Here is a 17,657-nt window from a genome sequence, read left to right as displayed (position 1 = left end):
GGCAAGTAATAACGACTCTGGAGTCCGCAAAAGTTCCCGTGGAGCAATAAATCCATAAATAAAGTCTACTGAGTCCGATAGGTTTGGATTATAGAGTAAAATCACGTCAGAGTGTAATTTTAATAGAAAGATATTTTATAGATTGGCTACATAAATTTGGAATTATATTGACGAATGTTTTACAATAGAAAGGAACGACTTTCCCTGAGAGAGGAGAGTTGAAACCTTAACAGAGTAAGGGGCTTGCAGATGCTTCAAAAGTTCAAAAGGATTGATAAGGTAATTGTTACTGTTCTGATTTTGCTGATGGTGATTAGTATTTTTTCAATATACAGTGTAACTAATGGAAGAATAACGCCTCCGATGAAATTGGATGGCTTTCATTTACAAATGCTTAAATACTATATTTTAGGTTTTGTGGTTTTTATTGTGCTCGCTTTTGTGGACTTTAAGATATTTGTTAAACATGCACTTTATATTTATCTCTTGGGCTTAGTCTTGTTAGTGTCGGTTAGTTTTATTGGTAAAGTAGAGAACGGTGCTCAATTGGGACTTGAGATCGGTGGACTTAGGTTTCAGCCTGCCGAGCTGTTTAAATTGGTATTAATTCTTTTTTTATCATCGATCTTAATTCGAAAACAAGGGTCTACCTTAACCTTCTGGAAAGGAATTGTTCCTCTCACCATTCTTACGTTCATTCCATTTGGAATAGTGATTATGCAAAATGATTTGGGAAATGCCCTTAGTTACATCGTAATATTAATTGGACTTTTATGGATTGGGAACATCAAATTGTCGCATGCGCTCATCGGCTTGCTTATAGTGGGTGGGATTGGTCTTGCTGGGATTTTGAGCTATATAAACTATCATGATGAAGCAGTCAATTTTTTTGAAGGCATTGGTAAGGATCATTTAGTGGAGCGGTTTGACCCTTGGCTGGTACCTGATTTAGCGACAGATAAGGCAAGCTATCACACGAAAAATGCCAAATTAGCTATAGCCTCCGGGGGAATGAGTGGAGAGGGATATATGCAGGGCAGCTCTGTGCAGAATAATCGTGTCCCATATACCTATTCGGATGCGATATTCGTGCAGATTGCCGAGGAGTTTGGATTTGTGGGGTCTGCGCTGCTTCTCTTGCTCTTTTTTATTTTGCTGCATCGGATGATATTGATTGCTCTCGAGAGTAAGGAGCGTAGCGGACCATTTCTAATCATTGGAATTACGGCTATGCTGTTGTATCAAATTCTTGAGAATGTTGGAGCTTTTATCGGCCTGATGCCGTTGACAGGAATAACACTTCCGTTTATCAGTTATGGAGGCACGTCTCTTCTGATTAATATGGCCAGCATGGGGGTCGTGATGAGCGTGCATCTTTATGGGCAGGATGTGGAGGAAGATTTGCAGCTGCATAAGGAGCTGGCATTGAAGTTATAAATTTAATAGATTCATAGGTTTGCAGTCTCTTATCTCCGGGCATACTACTAGCATGAGAGTTAAGAGGAGAGGGGCTGCAACAAATGAACGATAATCATATGAATAAAAGAGATTCCTTACGTGTAACTTTTAAGTATACTGCCATTTTAATTTGTTTTTTTATGGTCCTCATGATGGCTTGGGAAGGTCAAAAAACCGATGCTGCAGTAGCTGAAGTATCTATTCCCCAAGAATCTATCCGGTTACGTATTCTAGCTAATTCTGACGGAGCGCAAGATCAGCTGGTGAAACGGCAAATTCGTGATAAAATTGTGGAGCAAATGAACCAGTGGGTATCTGCTCTTGAGGATCCGCAGAGCTTGGAGCAGGCACGTGCTCTGATTAGAAATCATCTGCCGGAGCTTAATGCGCTGGTTGGATCAGAGCTGGAGAAACGGGGCATTGAATATTCCTACAAAGTGGAGCTCGGCGTGGTTCCTTTTCCCACTAAATTATACGGTGGTACTGTCTATCCTGCTGGGGAGTATGAAGCTGTGCGGGTCACACTTGGTGCGGGCAAGGGACAAAATTGGTGGTGTGTACTGTTTCCTCCGCTTTGCTTTATCGATGCAGGCTCCGGAGATGCGGCAGCGCCTGCTGCTGACAAAGGTACAAAAACAGTGTCCGCTGCTGGTGCGGATAGCAGTGCTAAGGTGAAATCGGCAGCTGCAAAAACAGTGCAGGCTGATTCCACGGCAGGAAGTGCTTCATCAGGAGAAACTGCTGCTGAGCCAGAGGTACGGTTCTTCGTCTGGGAGCTGCTGCAAAACCTTTGGAACTGGATCAGTGGATTATGGTCGTAAGACCCCAGATATGTTACTATTTTATAAGCAGATCTATCACGGCTCCCTACTGGGGCCGTTTTTTTGCTAAAGATAAATTATATCTTCTAGAAAGCCTGTGATGAGAATGAATGAACACAATAATCCTTTATTCGCCGTTCAGCGGCGGAGTGGAAATAGAGATGAGACTGTATACTGGAAGTTGAATTCTGTTGAGGGAACGAACTCTGAGGTATTTCAGCCGAATGAAGCTGACAAGCTGGCGATAGCGGAGGCAGCAACAATGCTTCGCGAAGGCGGAACAGTGGCTTTTACAACCGAAACCGTCTACGGGCTAGGGGCGGATGCCCGAAATACGTCGGCAGTTGAGGCTGTTTTTGCGGCAAAAGGCCGGCCCTCTGACAATCCGTTAATTGTACATATTGCGGATACGGCAGCTTTGGACGAGCTTGTTGCAGAGATGCATCCTAAGGCGGCCGCGCTGATGGCAGCTTATTGGCCTGGTCCGCTGACAGTTGTGCTTCCTGTTCGTGAAGGTGTACTGTCGCCTTGTGTGACGGCGGGTTTGGATACGGTTGGTGTGCGGATGCCGGATCATCCGGTAGCTCTGGCGCTGATAAGTGCAGCGGGTTGTCCAGTTGCGGCGCCCAGCGCTAATCGTTCGGGTCGACCGAGCCCGACATTAGCTTCACATGTGATGGAAGATTTGGCTGGATACATCGATGGCGTCCTTGATGGTGGTGCTGCTGGAGTTGGACTAGAGTCAACAGTGGTACAGGTACAGCCTGACGGAAAAGTTGCTGTGCTGCGCCCCGGCGGGATTACTTCGGAGCAATTGGCTGCAGTGGTGGGAGCAGAAGCTGTAAGCTCAGAGCCCGGTAATGCTGAGGCAACTGTTGCCGCTACCACTACTGTCGTGGCTGATTCGGGGGCTGTAAAGACTCCCGTTGCTAGGTCTGAAACCGTTAAGTCTGCTGCTGGTTTCAGTACTGCTGGCGACAGCTCGGCACCGCGCGCGCCGGGCATGAAGTACACGCACTACGCACCGCGCGGCTGGCTTGCTGTAGTGCGCGGCTCTTCCCCGCAGCGCGTGGCGGACGAAGCCGCAAGTAAACTTCAGGCGGCGCAGCTAAACGGCGAGGTCACGGGCCTGCTCCTCTTCGAGGAACATAAGGCCCTTTATCCCGCCGATCCTGCCGCCTGCGTTCTTTCCCTCGGCTCGTTATCCTCGCCGGAGGAAGGGGCTCGCTCCCTATATGCCGCTTTGCGGCGTTTCGATGAAGCGGGAGCGACTTACATCTTAGCCGAGGCTTGCCCGTATACGGGCCTCGGCGCTGCCATCATGAACCGGCTTATGAAAGCCGCCGGCGGATCCGTCATCGACGCCGGATAACCACGGCGTTGCTTTTTCGTACATGACTCCCATATGAAGTCATGATTACCCCCTTGTCCGCATATCGTTGTTGTACAAGATATTTCGGACTTGGGGGGGTAAGCATGGGCTTAGGAGATGTATATACCGAATGGGGGCAGATTGTTACCATTACTATAATGGCGGTTGCATTAGGGATGGATGCCTTTTCGCTCGGTGTAGGGATCGGGATGAAAGGTATTCGTCTGCTGCATGTTCTGCAAATGAGTCTGCTCATTGCTGTTTTTCATATGCTGATGCCTCTCCTGGGTTTATTGACAGGAAGTTATGTCGGACACCTGTTAGGTCAAGTAACGACTTATGCTGCTGGAGGTCTTCTAGTTCTTTTAGGCGGGCATATGGTGTACAACTCCTTTCGTCCGGATACGGGAAGCTCGCGAGCTATGGATCATCGAACCTTGTGGGGGATGATACTTCTTTCGCTCAGTGTGAGTATTGACTCTTTCTCCGTGGGTGTATCACTGGGGATGTTTGTGAATGGAGTGCTTTTGACCATCTTAGCCTTCGGTGCCTGCGGGGGACTAATGTCGATTCTAGGGTTGCTAATTGGACGGCATGTCAGTCGTGGTCTCGGGGATTATGGAGAAGCACTAGGCGGTGCAATACTTCTGGGGTTTGGCTTGCTATTCATCTTTTGATACAATAACGGCATTAGAATATTTAATTTCATGGGGGTGCAAAACATGCTGCATATTTTATTCGTCTGCACCGGAAATACATGCCGAAGTCCTATGGCTGAGGGGCTTTTACGAAAGCTCGCGAAGGAACGTGGAATCGACCTGGAAGTGCGGTCTGCAGGTGTATCCGCCATTTCCGGTACTTCTATATCAAGACATGCTGCAGCTATACTGCAGGAAGAAGGAATTCATGATTCAATGGAGTCGTCACAATTGACAGGTCAAGCTGTCGCTTGGGCCGACCTTGTGCTGACCTTGACGGGTGGGCATAAGCAGCATTTGCTGCAGTATTTTCCGGATGCTGTAACGAAAACCTATACATTGAAGGAATACGTGCATGATGAAGATGCGGTGACGGAAGATATCAAGGAATTGGACAGCCTTTACGCAGATGCGGAGTTGAGCTTAGCTCTTGGTGGTGAACCGAATGCAACGGATCTGCAGCGGATGATTGAGATTCGCCAGCGTATTCCGAGCTTCGATATTTCTGATCCATTTGGTGGCACGCGTGAGGACTATGAGCTAACTGCTGCTGAGATTCGCACTGCGCTATTCAGTTTGCTGGATAAGCTGGAAACCTTCCGCCATATGTAAATGGTTGATTTTCAGTTCACTTTGCTTTAAGATGAAGTTACAAATAATCGGTTCCGATGTAACTGGCGACAAATGTGGATCAAACCACGATGGAGCATCGGAATAAACGGCCGGTCGCCTGGGCAAAAGAGCAAATCCGCAGCTACCTGCGGACTGCTCTTTTTTGTTTAAAATAAGCTTGTTTGAAGTTTGAGGAGGTAGAGTGATGGACGAAGTTGTAGAGCTATCATTAACTGATGCCACCGTCACTGTGTTAAGGGAGTTGGCGGAGGCTGGTAACCTTGGGTCAGGCAAAATTGTTGTCATCGGAGTGAGCACAAGTGAAGTTGCTGGTGTCCGGATTGGAACTGGTGGTGCACTTGAAGTTGCAGAACAACTGCTTGAAGGTGTTCGTTTAGTAGCAGCGGAAAAAGGATTTCATCCTGTGTATCAGTGCTGCGAGCATTTAAATCGTGCACTTGTAATGGAACGCTCTCTGCTAGAGTCACTTGGTCTGAAGGAAGTATCAGCTGTACCTATACGAGGTGCTGGAGGTTCGATGGCTACGGCTGCTTATCACGCTATGAAAGATCCTGTTTTGGCGGAAACGATAGAAGCTCATGCTGGTTTAGATATTGGCGAGACTCTGATAGGAATGCATTTACGGCGGGTAGCCGTTCCTTTCCGTCCGACTCTACGCTACATTGGAGCAGCCAGAGTGAATGCGGCATGGACCAGACCCCCACTAATTGGCGGGGAACGTGCGGTATATCGTGCTCCAGAACAAAGTGGTTCACAGTTTTGTGATTAACGAACTTTAGTTTTTATATTTTTTGCAGAAACGTAGACCTAAGTCACTTTATGGCGGGCAAATCGTTTTTACTTAAATACAACATATCTACACACACTAGGGAGGAAATAAGAACATGGAACAATTGCGTAAGAGTGACCCGGCAGTACTGGAAGCGATGGAACTGGAACTGAAACGTCAGCGTGCCAACATTGAGCTTATTGCCTCAGAGAATATCGTTAGCGAAGCCGTAATGGAAGCTATGGGCTCCGTGCTTACGAACAAATATGCAGAGGGTTATCCAGGCAAACGATATTATGGTGGCTGTGAAGATGTAGATATCGTTGAGAACCTTGCTCGTGATCGTGCAAAAGAATTGTTTGGCGCGGATCATGTCAACGTACAACCACATTCCGGCGCTCAAGCAAATATGGCAGTTTATCTGGCTGCGCTTAAGCCTGGCGACACTGTTCTTGGAATGAATTTGGCTCACGGCGGTCATTTGACACACGGTAGCCCAGTTAATGCTTCAGGATTGCTTTATAACTTCGTTGCTTATGGAGTACAAGAAGATACTTTCCTAATTGATTATGATGAAGTACGTAAAGCAGCCTTCAAGCACCGTCCAAAAATGATTGTAGCTGGTGCCAGTGCCTATCCGCGTATTATTGATTTCGAAAAACTTGGCGCTATCGCCAATGATGTGGGTGCGCTATTTATGGTAGATATGGCCCATATCGCAGGATTGGTTGCTGCTGGTCTTCATCCGAGCCCGGTTCCTCATGCTCATTTCGTTACAACTACTACGCATAAGACTTTGCGCGGTCCCCGCGGAGGTATGATTATGTGCAGACAGCCGTGGGCAGCTGCTATTGATAAAGCGGTATTCCCTGGTTCCCAAGGTGGACCTTTGATGCATGTAATTGCTTCAAAAGCAGTCGCATTTGGTGAAGCATTGCAGCCATCCTTTAAGACTTATGCTCAAAATGTAGTGAAGAACGCTAATGTTCTTGCAGAAACGTTGATCAGTGAAGGGGTTAACATTGTATCCGGAGGTACAGATAACCACTTGATGCTGCTGGATACCCGTAATCTGAACATTACCGGAAAAGATGCGGAAAAAGTACTAGATTCCATCGGGATTACTGTGAATAAAAACGCAATTCCATTTGATCCTACAAGTCCTTTTGTAACAAGCGGTATTCGGATTGGTACACCTGCAGTCACATCCCGTGGTATGGACGAGCAGGCAATGGTCACTATTGGACGTATCATTGCTAATGTTCTAAAGAATCCGAAGGATGAGGCAAACTTGGCAGAATCTGCCCGTCAAGTGGCTGAGTTGACTGACCAATACCCTCTTTATCCAGAGTTGAAATACTAAATTTTTGCTTCCAATAAGAAATGATTCTGCCTCCATTCATACCCTCTTCCGGGTTTGATGGAGGCTTTTTTGTTGCATATTGTTCACAAATATTACTGCAGTTAATAGATGAAATTGAATGAAATTAATCTTGAAAGTTCATGGAACTTTCAATAAAATTAGTGAAAATAATGTGAATAGTATGAAAAAGCCAAAGTTGCACAACATAATCTAGGTTTTATAAGTGATTGGTTTCCTAATTAAGCCAATCATTACCTTTAAAAACAAGGAAATACAAGGGAATATGTTCAATGTGAGTTCAAGTACCATTCTGAGGTGAAATGCAGCGGCGGGAGTGCTATAATAGACAGGATTTAGCCACTGAGAAGCAAAGCGCTTTCTATGGCTATAGACAAGACTTACAATTACCGGAGGGACAGTAAATGGGAAAATTGGTGATTTGCGATCATCCTTTAATTCAACACAAACTAACATTTATTCGCGACGTTAGAACAAACACGAAGGATTTCAGAGAACATGTTGACGAAGTTGCCACATTGATGGCTTATGAGATTACACGTGATATTCCACTAGAGACAATTACGGTACAGACACCGGTCACTGAGACGGAAAGCAAAGTGATTTCGGGAAGAATGCTGGGGCTTATTCCTATTCTTCGTGCGGGTTTAGGTATGCTTGAAGGTGTACTGAAGCTTCTACCTGCGGCTAAAGTAGGACATGTAGGGCTTTTCCGTGATCCAGACACTCTTCAACCAGTGGAGTATTATATCAAGCTTCCAACTGATGTACAGGAACGTGAGTTGATAGTGATTGACCCAATGCTTGCTACAGGCGGATCCGCAATTGCTGCGATTACCTCACTGAAGAACCGTGGTTGTACACAGATCAAAATGATGAACTTGATTGCAGCGCCAGAAGGTGTTGCTGCAGTTCAGGAAGCTCATCCGGATGTTGATATTTATGTAGCAGCGCTTGATGATCATTTGAATGAACATGGTTACATCGTGCCAGGCCTTGGTGACGCTGGTGACCGTCTTTATGGAACCAAGTAATAAGTAATTAAGTATTAAGTATAGTAATGCGAGAATATTTGATGAGAGGGTAGGGGTTATGTCCAAAATCAAAGTAATGACTATTTTCGGAGTGCGCCCCGAGGCGATCAAGATGGCTCCTCTGGTTCTTGAACTGAAGAAGCATCCTGAGCATATCGAATCAATAGTATGTGTAACAGCGCAGCATAGAGAACTGCTCGATCAAGTGTTGGAAGTGTTTAATATCACCCCTGATTACGATTTGGATGTGATGAAGGACCGTCAGACCTTGAACGAGATTACTATTCGTGTGCTTGAAGGTTTGGAACCTGTACTGAGGGAGGTTAAGCCTGACCTCGTGCTGGTGCATGGGGACACCTTAACAACGTTTTTATCTAGTTACGCTTCCTTCCTGCAGCAAATTCAGGTTGGGCACGTAGAAGCAGGACTTAGGACATGGAACAAATTGTCTCCTTATCCTGAAGAGATGAACCGTCAATTAACAGGTGTATTAGCCGATCTGCATTTCGCTCCAACCGATTGGTCAGCTAGTAATCTGAGACACGAGAACAAAAAAGAATCAAGTATTTATATCACAGGCAACACCGTAACTGATGTGTTTCAATATACCGTACAGCCGGATTACCGGCATCCTGTTTTGGATTTTGCTTCAGGAAAAAGACTTATTTTGATGACCGCTCACCGCAGAGAATCTCAAGGTGAACCGCATCGTAATATCTTCCGAGCTATTAAAAGAATCGCTGATGAATTCGAAGATGTCGCCATTGTTTACCCTGTGCATCCGAGTCCTGCCGTTAAGGAACCTGCACATGAGATACTGGGAGGACATCCAAGAATTAAGCTGATTGATCCGCTGGATGTCGTGGACCTGCATAATTTTTATCCGCATACCCACTTGATATTGACCGATTCCGGCGGTCTGCAAGAGGAAGCTCCTTCTTATGGAGTGCCTGTTCTTGTGCTTCGTGATACAACGGAGCGTCCCGAAGGGATAGAGGCTGGAACGCTGGAACTTGTGGGCACGGACGAGGAGAAGGTGTATCAACGGACACATGCTCTTTTGACTGATAATGAGCTCTATCAGTCGATGAGTCGGGCCGCCAACCCGTATGGAGATGGCAAGGCTTCCCAACGAATTGTCAATGCGATTTTGCACCATTTTGGTGTTAATAAGGAACGTCCTGAAGAGTTTCACAGAATGTTCACAAAAAATAAATAATTTCAATTAAACTAATATCTGATCTGATTAAAATCAACATACAGTGAAACTGTACGGTTTATATGGTTTTGGAACGTTTTGCTGTGATTATTTTCATGTTTTCAAGGGTTTTTAGGCAATGTTCAATGAATTGACAAAGACTCAGGAAATTCAGTAAAATTAGTTGGGATTGTAGCCCATGAAAGAACAAAATAGCAAGGACAGCTTGTTACAGACCGCGCTTGTCATTGGAAGTGCAGGCACTTTGCTTGCCGCTTACATTCTTATTGGTTTTTTTGCGGCAAGATGGCTGAAAGACCTGATGGAGGGGCCAAAATATTGGCTCGCCATTGGCACTATAACTGGAATGATTCTGGGAATTGTGAATGTCGCCTTGTTAATTAAAAAATTTTTGGGGGAGCAGAATGGATAATATGACTCCCATGATCAATACCGTCACTAGAGTTACGCTCGTCCTTATGGCAGGACTCTTAATGGGCTGGGTGCTTCATCATGAGACCCGGGCAATTACACTGGGCATGACTCTGGGTCTGGTGGCGGGATTGGTAAACTTTCGTTATCTGGCCGTCAAGGTTCGACGGGTTACGCAGTCGATTGCGAGCAACGAAGGGAATGCCTTCAGCCTCGGTTTTGTTACACGGATTAGCTTCGCAATTTTGGTCACCATGTTCTCGGTCAAGATTGAGCATTTCTCCCTGGTAGCAACTGTTTCGGGCGTATTCATTCCTCAGCTTCTCGCCATTCCTGCGGGGATATATCTGAGTGTGAAGAATAAGCTTTAACCAGATTAAAGAGAAAGGGGGATGATACTATGCATGACATGCCGAAAATATTTGTCGGGGGAATACCGATAGATTTATCCGCCGTGTTGATGCTTCTGATCAGTTGTACAGTGGTATTTGTTCTGGTTATGCTTTCGGTTCGTAAGCTTTCCGTTGAAAATCCATCCAAGCTTCAGAACTTCATGGAATGGGTTGTGGAATTTGTAGAGGGTGTCATAAGCAGTGCCATGGATCTGAAGAAAGGAAAACCTTACATATCTTTAGGGTTGACATTGATTCTGTTTATCTTTGTTTCCAATCTACTTGGATTGCCTTTCTCCGTTGTAACTGAGGCGCATGGACCTGTAACAGTGTTTGGCCACGTGATTGAAGCAACTAAGAACTTGGCGAATGGTGAGCATGCAGAAATTTTATGGTACAAGTCGCCAACTGCTGACATTAATGTCACTGCAGGATTGGCAATCATAGTATTTGTACTGATGAACTTTCTGGGCATTAAGCTCAACGGCAAACATTATTTCAAACACTACATCGAGCCGTTTCCAATCTTTTTGCCACTGAACATTATCGAAAACCTGGCAAAACCTGTAGCGTTGGCTATTCGTCTATTCGCTAACATTTTCGCCGGAGAAGTACTAATTACAGTCATTTTGAAGCTGGGGATTCTCAGTATTCCGTTCCTGGCTGTATGGCAGGGCTTCAGTATTTTCGTCGGGGCACTACAAGCGTTTATCTTTACGATTCTGACGATGGTTTATATCGCACAGATGACGATTCACGAAGAAGAAGCACATTAATGAACTGCTGCGAAGAGAACGGCTATCGTCTGATTTTCCTTCGTGGGAGATATCTTATATCATTAAACACAAATATGAACCGAAATTAAAGGAGGATATTTACAAATGGAATTTTTAGCAGCAGCAATAGCGGTTGGATTGGGTGCACTTGGCGCAGGTCTTGGTAACGGTATGATCGTTAGTAGAACAGTTGAGTCCATCGCTCGTCAACCAGAAGCGAAAAATGCTTTGCAAACAACAATGTTTATTGGTGTAGGTATCGTCGAAGTTATTCCGTTGGCAGCAACAGTTATCGCATTCCTGATTATGTTTACTTAATAAACCGTAGTTACGGTTTGGCGGGGACGGCCGATGCCATCCGCGCCTTACTTTTGTATACGTCCGCATGACGCGGTAACGGAAGGGAGTGACCTCAGTGGATATTGTTTGGACAAACATAGTATTTTCAATTGTCGCCTTTGGGATTTTATATTTCTTGCTTAGCAAGTATGCGTTCAGCAAACTTTTTGCAGTTATGGAGAAGCGCCGTGAGCTGGTAATGCAGCAAATGGACGAAGCTGCGAAGACTAGAGAACAAGCGGTCGCGTATGTGGAAGAGCAGAAGCAAGCGCTGAACAGTGCACGCCAGGAAGCTCAACAGATTATTCAACAATCGCAAATCACAAGCAATCTACAGGTAGAACAAACTTTGGCACAAGCCAAAGCAGATGCAGCACGTGTCAAAGAAGAGGCTGTGCGCGATATCGAGAACGAAAAGAACAAAGCAGTGGAAGAGTTGCGCAGCGAAATTGGAACGGCATCTGTTCGTATTGCTTCCAAACTTCTTAAGAAAGAAGTTAGTGCTAGCGGCGAGCAGGAGCAACTTGTGAACCAATACCTCAAAGAGGTAGGAGGCCAATCATGAGCCGCGATACGGTAGTTGCCAAGCGCTACGCTAGAGCATTGTACAGTGCAGCGGTAGAGAAAGGGATTACCCTTGAAGTAGAAGAAGAGCTCAAGGCAGTGGTTGGGTTATTACATTCCGACCAAGAGATAAAGCGGTTTATTCTTGCACCGCGCATCTCGGAGTCCGACAAGCTGAAAGTGCTGCGCACAGCGCTTCAAGATAAGCTCTCTCCCATCGTGATGAACATTGTAGAATTGTTAGTAGAGCGAGGCAGAACCGATATTTTTGCCGATCTGCTGGATACGTATATCAAGATTGAAGGAGACGCTCTTGGCATTGGTGATGCTAAGGTATACTCTGTTTATTCTTTAAGTGAAGAAGAAAAAGCAGCTGTAGCTGCAGAATTCGGCCAACTCGTAAACCGTAAAATCCGGATTACGAATGTGGTGGACCCAAGCCTGTTGGGAGGACTGAAAGTTTATATCGGCGATAAGCTGTATGACGGCAGTCTGTCTAACAAATTGGAGCGTCTCGAGAAATCCTTTAATGATAAGCATAGAAGATAGGGGTGAGGATATTGGGCATCAGACCTGAAGAGATCAGCACTTTGATCAAAAGTCAAATTGAGGAATATAAAGCCGATATCGAAGTTGCCGAAGTCGGCACCGTCATTCAAGTCGGCGACGGTATCGCCCGTGTCTACGGTCTGGAAAACGCAATGGCAGGCGAATTGCTAGAGTTCTCCAACGGAGTAGTGGGCATGGCGCTCAATCTGGAAGAAAGCAACGTCGGTGTTGTTATTCTGGGTGAGTACAAGGAAATTCGTGAAGGCGATCAAGTAAAACGTACAGGACAAATTATGCAAGTTCCTGTTGGTGAGGCTCTGCTCGGCCGTGTAGTTAACGCACTTGGTATGCCGCTTGACGGCAAAGGCCCAATTGCTACAACTGAATTCCGTCCTGTAGAAAATAATGCACCAGGTGTTATCGATCGTAAATCGGTACATGAACCGATGCAAACAGGTCTTAAAGCCATTGATGCGATGGTACCAATCGGTCGTGGACAACGCGAACTTATCATTGGTGACCGTCAAACAGGTAAGACTGCAATCGCAATTGACGCGATTATCAACCAAAAAGGCAACGGCATGAAATGTATTTATGTTGCCATTGGTCAAAAGCAATCCACAGTAGCACAGGTTGTAGAAACTCTTCGCCGTCATGGCGCTTTGGAATATACAATCGTTGTAACTGCATCGGCTTCCGAGCCGTCCCCATTGTTGTATATTGCTCCATACGCAGGCTGCGCAATGGGCGAATACTTCATGTACAAGGGCGAGCACGTACTGATCATTTACGATGACCTTTCGAAACAAGCTTCGGCTTATCGCGAATTGTCCTTGCTGCTTCGTCGTCCACCGGGTCGTGAAGCATTCCCAGGTGACGTATTCTACTTGCACTCCCGTCTTTTGGAGCGTGCAGCTAAGCTTAGTGATGAGCTTGGTGGTGGTTCATTAACCGCACTTCCATTTATCGAAACACAGGCATCTGACGTATCAGCTTACATTCCTACGAACGTAATCTCGATTACAGATGGTCAAATCTTCCTTGAATCCGATCTGTTCTACTCTGGTCAACGTCCGGCGATCAACGTCGGTATCTCCGTTTCCCGTGTAGGGGGCTCCGCTCAAATCAAAGCGATGAAGAAGGTAGCCGGCTCGCTCCGTTTGGATCTTGCCCAATATCGCGAACTTCAAGCCTTCTCACAGTTCGGCTCAGATCTTGATAAATCTACACTTGCCCGTCTGAATCGCGGGGCACGTATGATGGAAGTTCTGAAACAAGGTGTGAATCAGCCGTTGTCTGTTGAGCATCAAGTGCTTAGCTTGTACACAGCTGTAAAAGGATATTTGGATGATATTCCAGTTAAAGACGTAAAACGTTTTGAAAAGGAATTCCTTGCTTACATGGATAGCAGTGCTGCTGATGTAGCTCAATCCATCAGGGATACAAAAGATTTGACAGCTGATAACGAAGCCGCTCTAAAAGCAGCGATTGATACCTTTAAAAGAGGTTTCGCTACTAGCTAATATAGATAGACTTTAACGGATTTTACTAAGTGAGCTTTGGCTCTGCCGAAGCTCAGGCTGTGCTTATGAAGTAGCTTTGACTCCGTCAAAGCTAAGATGATGCTTACGAAGTTAGCTTTGACTCCGTCAAAGCTTTAAGGTGGTGAAATCATGGCAAGAAGCATGCGTGATATTAAACGTCAAATTAAGAGTGTTCAAAACACAAGACAGATCACAAAAGCGATGGAAATGGTAGCCGCATCCAAGCTGAGAAAAGCTCAGGAGAAGGCAATTGCCGCCCGTCCTTATGCTGAGAAGCTAAAAGAGGTTGTATCGAGCATTGCTGCTGGCACAGAAGGTGTTCAACACCCTATGCTGGTTAGCCGCCCTGTGAAGAAGACTGGTTATCTAATCGTTACCTCTGATAGAGGGCTTGCAGGTGGTTACAACGCTAATATTTTGCGTAAGGTGACGATGCTCATCGCGGAGAAGCATAAGTCCAAAGATGAGTACGCATTGTTTGTTATTGGTCGTAAGGGCCGTGACTTTCTACGTCGCCGTGAATATCCGATTGTACAGGAAGTTACTGAGCTATCGGATGCGCCGAAGTTTGCTGACATCAAGTCTATCGCGAATTCGGCAGTACAGCAGTTTGTAGATGGTACGTATGATGAGTTGTATGTTTGTTACAATCAATTCGTCAATGCTATCACCCAGATCCCAACCGTTGAGCGACTGTTGCCTATGGATGGAGTAGGGAATCAAGAGCATCATGAAGCTTCTGCAAACTACGAATATGAACCTTCACCGGAAGGCGTGCTAGAAGTATTGCTTCCAAAGTACGCTGAAACTTTGATTTATAGCGCAATTCTGGATGGCAAGGCCAGTGAGCTGGGTGCGAAAATGACAGCTATGGGCAGTGCAACGAAGAACGCGTCGAAAATGATCGGAGAACTTACCCTTACGTACAACCGTGCCCGTCAGGCGGCAATTACGCAGGAAATTACCGAGATCGTGGCCGGAGCGAACGCGCAGTCTTAAAATACAAGAAAAGTTAAACCGAGTGCTTAACTTGTCTTGTATTTTACGAGAAACAGTGCCGCTTGCTTAGGGTACATAGTTCCTTAAGAACGGCACTGTAAGTTCTTCTTACAATATAAGAAAGTATAGGTTTTACACTATACAAAATGCTTATATTTCTACGAGAAACGGTTGTCATCTTTATATGACGACAACGTCGTTTCTTCTTGATGTAACAGCTTTCGAGGAGGGAAAAGAAGATGAACAAAGGACGCGTTGTAAGCATTATGGGTCCGGTTGTCGATATTGAATTTGAACGCGGCCAGTTGCCCGAGATTTTCAACGCTATCAAAATTGAAACCGTCTTGGACAATGGTCGTCAGCTTAACCTAACACTTGAGGTTTCCAATCACTTGGGAGACAATCTGGTACGTTGTATCGCGATGTCTTCTACTGATGGTCTGGTTCGTGGACTGGATGCGATCGATCAAGGAGGTCCAATTTCGGTTCCTGTAGGGGAAGCGACATTAGGCCGTGTATTTAACGTACTTGGTAATCCAATTGATAACGCTGGTGAAGTTCTTGCTGAGAAAAAGAACCCGATTCACCGTCTCGCACCAACATTTGACGAATTGTCAACACAAGCGGAAATCCTGGAAACAGGTATTAAAGTTATCGACTTGCTCGCACCTTATGCTAAGGGTGGTAAAGTCGGCCTCTTCGGCGGTGCCGGCGTAGGTAAAACAGTAACAATCCAAGAATTGATTAATAACATTGCCCAAGAGCACGGTGGTATTTCCGTATTCGCAGGTGTCGGTGAACGTACTCGTGAAGGTAATGACCTTTATCACGAAATGACGGATTCCGGCGTTATTAAGAAGACAGCAATGGTCTTCGGACAAATGAACGAGCCTCCAGGTGCACGTCTTCGTGTAGCTTTGACCGGTTTGACCATGGCGGAATATTTCCGTGATGTGGAAGGCCGCGATACGCTGCTCTTTATCGATAATATATTCCGCTTTACCCAAGCGGGTTCCGAAGTATCCGCTCTTCTCGGCCGTATGCCATCCGCGGTTGGTTATCAGCCGACTCTGGCTACTGAAATGGGCCAGCTGCAAGAGCGTATCACATCGACTAAAAAAGGTTCCGTTACATCGATTCAAGCAATCTACGTACCGGCGGATGACTACACTGACCCTGCTCCGGCTACAGCGTTTGCTCACTTGGATGCAACAACTAACCTTGAGCGTAAAATTTCCGAGAAGGGGATTTTCCCAGCGGTTGATCCACTGGCTTCCAGCTCGCGTTTGCTAGCTCCAGAAATTGTTGGCGAAGAACATTACAACGTAGCACAAGGTGTTAAACAATTGTTGCAACGTTATACCGAGCTTCAAGACATCATTGCCATCTTGGGTATGGATGAATTGAGTGAGGATGATAAGGTTATCGTAGCTCGTGCTCGTAAAGTTGAACGCTTCCTGTCGCAGCCGTTCCACGTGGCTGAACAGTTCACTGGCTTTAAGGGTAAATATGTACCAATCAAAGAAACTGTACGCAGCTTTAAGGAAATCCTGGATGGTAAGCATGATGATCTTCCAGAAGCAGCTTTCCTATTTGTAGGTACGATTGAAGAAGCAGTAGAAAAAGCAAAATCGATGTAACCTGAGCTTAGCTAATGCTTTCGATGCAAGCTTTACTTCGTAAAGCTTAGTGCATGCTTTCGAAGCGAGCTTTACTATGTAAAGCTTTAAGGAGGAATGGAAGTGAATACCTTTTTGTTGGAAATTGTCACGCCGGAGCATCTCGTTTACTCCAAGCAAGTGAATAGCTTGATTGTAAGAGGGGTCGAAGGCGAGTTGGGTATTTTGCCGGGACACATTCCGCTTGTGACTCCACTTCAGGTTGCTCCGTTATCCGTCAAATCGGACGGTGTTACGATCTCCATCGCCGTTCATGGCGGATTCGTTGAAGTGCATAAGGACAAAGTAACTGTGCTGGCTGAAAGTGCCGAGCTGCCAACAGATATCGATGTTGAGCGCGCCGAAGCGGCTAGAGAACGGGCTCAGCGCCGTCTCCAGACTCGGAGCAAACAAGATGATATCGATCACCGCCGTGCGGAATTGGCGCTGCAACGCGCTGTTACACGGATTAAAGTGTCCACTGGAAAAGGACAACAGTAGGAAAAAAGCAGTCAAGCCTTATGGTTTGACTGCTTTTTTTTATAGTAATCTATTGAAAAAGGTTAAAATTCCTTCATTATTTTGGATAATGGCGCTGAATTGTTTAAAAATTTGTAAAAGTACTGGATTCTTTTGCCCTTCACAAGTATGATATAAGAGTCGATTTCCGAGTAATACGAACACGGAGGGTTAGCATGGAGGATATATTGTCGGGTGGGTTGTCTAGTGCAGTTGGAACCAGCAGTATGGTCTCAATGATTGTATCTTTGCTCAGTGTTGTATTATCTTGGTGGGCATTGCAGAACCTTAAGCTCGATTTGGTCATAAGATATCCCAAGAGTCCTCAGGGAAGGCTGCTGCACTTGCTGTTGGCCATTGTACTTGGTCGTTTTGTAGCGGGGTTCTTCCTGGATTACCTGAGCTGGAGTGGGATGATCCGATATATGTTTTAAGGGGATGTAGTTTAGTTATAAGTGTCTTAGGTCGCAGTGGTCAAAAGGTGTCGAATAATAAGGTTTTATTATGTCAACACTGAACTT

At 45.6% G+C, this 17,657-nt stretch carries 20 protein-coding genes and 1 riboswitch; all 20 genes read left to right on the top strand.

Annotation, left to right across the window (positions count from 1 at the left end; all coding sequences use genetic code 11):
• The first annotated feature begins 249 nt into the window (after window positions 1-249).
• The 20 genes from PODO_RS28025 (at window position 250) to PODO_RS27930 (ending at window position 17,570) form a co-directional block, all read left to right on the top strand.
• Window positions 250-1,437: an FtsW/RodA/SpoVE family cell cycle protein gene (locus PODO_RS28025; RefSeq protein ID WP_038573648.1), complete on the top strand. Its 1,188-nt coding sequence runs from the start codon at window positions 250-252 to the stop codon at window positions 1,435-1,437.
• 83 nt (window positions 1,438-1,520) lie between these two features.
• On the top strand, window positions 1,521-2,279 hold the full coding sequence (gene spoIIR / locus PODO_RS28020; protein ID WP_080742650.1) for a stage II sporulation protein R: 759 nt from the start codon (window positions 1,521-1,523) through the stop codon (window positions 2,277-2,279).
• A gap of 106 nt (window positions 2,280-2,385) precedes the next feature.
• A complete protein-coding gene (locus tag PODO_RS28015) occupies window positions 2,386-3,651 on the top strand; it encodes an L-threonylcarbamoyladenylate synthase (protein WP_038574938.1) in 1,266 nt (421 codons plus the stop codon).
• A gap of 104 nt (window positions 3,652-3,755) precedes the next feature.
• The gene (locus tag PODO_RS28010) at window positions 3,756-4,328 is read left to right on the top strand and encodes a manganese efflux pump MntP (protein ID WP_038573646.1); all 573 of its coding nucleotides are present in this window, start codon (window positions 3,756-3,758) and stop codon (window positions 4,326-4,328) included.
• A 45-nt stretch (window positions 4,329-4,373) separates the two neighbouring features.
• The gene (locus PODO_RS28005) at window positions 4,374-4,961 is read left to right on the top strand and encodes a low molecular weight protein arginine phosphatase (RefSeq protein ID WP_038573644.1); all 588 of its coding nucleotides are present in this window, start codon (window positions 4,374-4,376) and stop codon (window positions 4,959-4,961) included.
• Window positions 4,962-5,009: 48 nt separating this feature from the next.
• Window positions 5,010-5,092, top strand: a riboswitch (ZMP/ZTP riboswitch).
• Between the two features lie 74 nt (window positions 5,093-5,166).
• Window positions 5,167-5,751: a TIGR01440 family protein gene (locus tag PODO_RS28000; RefSeq protein ID WP_038573643.1), complete on the top strand. Its 585-nt coding sequence runs from the start codon at window positions 5,167-5,169 to the stop codon at window positions 5,749-5,751.
• A gap of 115 nt (window positions 5,752-5,866) precedes the next feature.
• The gene (gene glyA, locus PODO_RS27995; RefSeq protein ID WP_038573642.1) at window positions 5,867-7,114 is read left to right on the top strand and encodes a serine hydroxymethyltransferase; all 1,248 of its coding nucleotides are present in this window, start codon (window positions 5,867-5,869) and stop codon (window positions 7,112-7,114) included.
• A 422-nt stretch (window positions 7,115-7,536) separates the two neighbouring features.
• On the top strand, window positions 7,537-8,166 hold the full coding sequence (gene upp, locus PODO_RS27990; RefSeq protein ID WP_036681583.1) for a uracil phosphoribosyltransferase: 630 nt from the start codon (window positions 7,537-7,539) through the stop codon (window positions 8,164-8,166).
• 58 nt (window positions 8,167-8,224) lie between these two features.
• Window positions 8,225-9,385, top strand: coding sequence for a non-hydrolyzing UDP-N-acetylglucosamine 2-epimerase (gene wecB, locus PODO_RS27985; RefSeq protein WP_038573641.1), 1,161 nt, complete (start codon window positions 8,225-8,227; stop codon window positions 9,383-9,385).
• A gap of 178 nt (window positions 9,386-9,563) precedes the next feature.
• Window positions 9,564-9,797, top strand: coding sequence for an AtpZ/AtpI family protein (locus PODO_RS27980; protein WP_036681579.1), 234 nt, complete (start codon window positions 9,564-9,566; stop codon window positions 9,795-9,797).
• Complete coding sequence (locus PODO_RS27975; RefSeq protein ID WP_036681578.1) at window positions 9,790-10,167, top strand: ATP synthase subunit I; 378 nt, start codon at window positions 9,790-9,792, stop codon at window positions 10,165-10,167. Before PODO_RS27980 ends, PODO_RS27975 begins: the two co-directional genes overlap by 8 nt.
• Before the next feature lie 29 nt (window positions 10,168-10,196).
• The gene (atpB, locus tag PODO_RS27970; protein ID WP_036681575.1) at window positions 10,197-10,964 is read left to right on the top strand and encodes a F0F1 ATP synthase subunit A; all 768 of its coding nucleotides are present in this window, start codon (window positions 10,197-10,199) and stop codon (window positions 10,962-10,964) included.
• Window positions 10,965-11,069: 105 nt separating this feature from the next.
• On the top strand, window positions 11,070-11,282 hold the full coding sequence (gene atpE / locus PODO_RS27965) for a F0F1 ATP synthase subunit C (RefSeq protein WP_036681574.1): 213 nt from the start codon (window positions 11,070-11,072) through the stop codon (window positions 11,280-11,282).
• Between the two features lie 97 nt (window positions 11,283-11,379).
• Complete coding sequence (gene atpF, locus PODO_RS27960) at window positions 11,380-11,868, top strand: F0F1 ATP synthase subunit B (protein ID WP_036681571.1); 489 nt, start codon at window positions 11,380-11,382, stop codon at window positions 11,866-11,868.
• A complete protein-coding gene (locus PODO_RS27955; RefSeq protein ID WP_036681568.1) occupies window positions 11,865-12,416 on the top strand; it encodes a F0F1 ATP synthase subunit delta in 552 nt (183 codons plus the stop codon). The genes atpF and PODO_RS27955 overlap by 4 nt, the downstream gene beginning before the upstream one ends.
• An 11-nt stretch (window positions 12,417-12,427) precedes the next feature.
• The gene (gene atpA / locus PODO_RS27950; RefSeq protein ID WP_036681566.1) at window positions 12,428-13,939 is read left to right on the top strand and encodes a F0F1 ATP synthase subunit alpha; all 1,512 of its coding nucleotides are present in this window, start codon (window positions 12,428-12,430) and stop codon (window positions 13,937-13,939) included.
• 150 nt (window positions 13,940-14,089) lie between these two features.
• Window positions 14,090-14,959 carry an ATP synthase F1 subunit gamma gene (atpG, locus tag PODO_RS27945; RefSeq protein ID WP_036681564.1) on the top strand — a complete coding sequence of 290 codons (870 nt, stop codon included), beginning with the start codon at window positions 14,090-14,092 and terminating at the stop codon, window positions 14,957-14,959.
• Window positions 14,960-15,198: 239 nt separating this feature from the next.
• Window positions 15,199-16,599, top strand: a complete 1,401-nt coding sequence (gene atpD / locus PODO_RS27940; protein WP_036681562.1) for a F0F1 ATP synthase subunit beta — start codon at window positions 15,199-15,201, stop codon at window positions 16,597-16,599.
• Between the two features lie 102 nt (window positions 16,600-16,701).
• Window positions 16,702-17,118, top strand: a complete 417-nt coding sequence (locus PODO_RS27935) for a F0F1 ATP synthase subunit epsilon (protein ID WP_036681559.1) — start codon at window positions 16,702-16,704, stop codon at window positions 17,116-17,118.
• 194 nt (window positions 17,119-17,312) lie between these two features.
• The gene (locus PODO_RS27930; protein ID WP_036681556.1) at window positions 17,313-17,570 is read left to right on the top strand and encodes a DUF1146 family protein; all 258 of its coding nucleotides are present in this window, start codon (window positions 17,313-17,315) and stop codon (window positions 17,568-17,570) included.
• Window positions 17,571-17,657 lie beyond the last annotated feature (87 nt).

It is taken from the genome of Paenibacillus odorifer (assembly GCF_000758725.1).
Classification (GTDB): Bacteria; Bacillota; Bacilli; order Paenibacillales; family Paenibacillaceae; genus Paenibacillus_AQ; species Paenibacillus_AQ odorifer.
This window is presented reverse-complemented; position numbering and strand designations above follow the sequence as displayed.

Bases quoted from the DNA above. Each gene is read 5' to 3' on its own strand.
- PODO_RS28025 (WP_038573648.1), top strand. From the start codon at position 250: ATGCTTCAAAAGTTCAAAAGGATTGATAAGGTAATTGTTACTGTTCTG.
- spoIIR (WP_080742650.1), top strand. From the start codon at position 1,521: ATGAACGATAATCATATGAATAAAAGAGATTCCTTACGTGTAACTTTT.
- PODO_RS28015 (WP_038574938.1), top strand. From the start codon at position 2,386: ATGAATGAACACAATAATCCTTTATTCGCCGTTCAGCGGCGGAGTGGA.
- PODO_RS28010 (WP_038573646.1), top strand. From the start codon at position 3,756: ATGGGCTTAGGAGATGTATATACCGAATGGGGGCAGATTGTTACCATT.
- PODO_RS28005 (WP_038573644.1), top strand. From the start codon at position 4,374: ATGCTGCATATTTTATTCGTCTGCACCGGAAATACATGCCGAAGTCCT.
- PODO_RS28000 (WP_038573643.1), top strand. From the start codon at position 5,167: ATGGACGAAGTTGTAGAGCTATCATTAACTGATGCCACCGTCACTGTG.
- glyA (WP_038573642.1), top strand. From the start codon at position 5,867: ATGGAACAATTGCGTAAGAGTGACCCGGCAGTACTGGAAGCGATGGAA.
- upp (WP_036681583.1), top strand. From the start codon at position 7,537: ATGGGAAAATTGGTGATTTGCGATCATCCTTTAATTCAACACAAACTA.
- wecB (WP_038573641.1), top strand. From the start codon at position 8,225: ATGTCCAAAATCAAAGTAATGACTATTTTCGGAGTGCGCCCCGAGGCG.
- PODO_RS27980 (WP_036681579.1), top strand. From the start codon at position 9,564: ATGAAAGAACAAAATAGCAAGGACAGCTTGTTACAGACCGCGCTTGTC.
- PODO_RS27975 (WP_036681578.1), top strand. From the start codon at position 9,790: ATGGATAATATGACTCCCATGATCAATACCGTCACTAGAGTTACGCTC.
- atpB (WP_036681575.1), top strand. From the start codon at position 10,197: ATGCATGACATGCCGAAAATATTTGTCGGGGGAATACCGATAGATTTA.
- atpE (WP_036681574.1), top strand. From the start codon at position 11,070: ATGGAATTTTTAGCAGCAGCAATAGCGGTTGGATTGGGTGCACTTGGC.
- PODO_RS27955 (WP_036681568.1), top strand. From the start codon at position 11,865: ATGAGCCGCGATACGGTAGTTGCCAAGCGCTACGCTAGAGCATTGTAC.
- atpG (WP_036681564.1), top strand. From the start codon at position 14,090: ATGGCAAGAAGCATGCGTGATATTAAACGTCAAATTAAGAGTGTTCAA.
- atpD (WP_036681562.1), top strand. From the start codon at position 15,199: ATGAACAAAGGACGCGTTGTAAGCATTATGGGTCCGGTTGTCGATATT.
- PODO_RS27930 (WP_036681556.1), top strand. From the start codon at position 17,313: ATGGAGGATATATTGTCGGGTGGGTTGTCTAGTGCAGTTGGAACCAGC.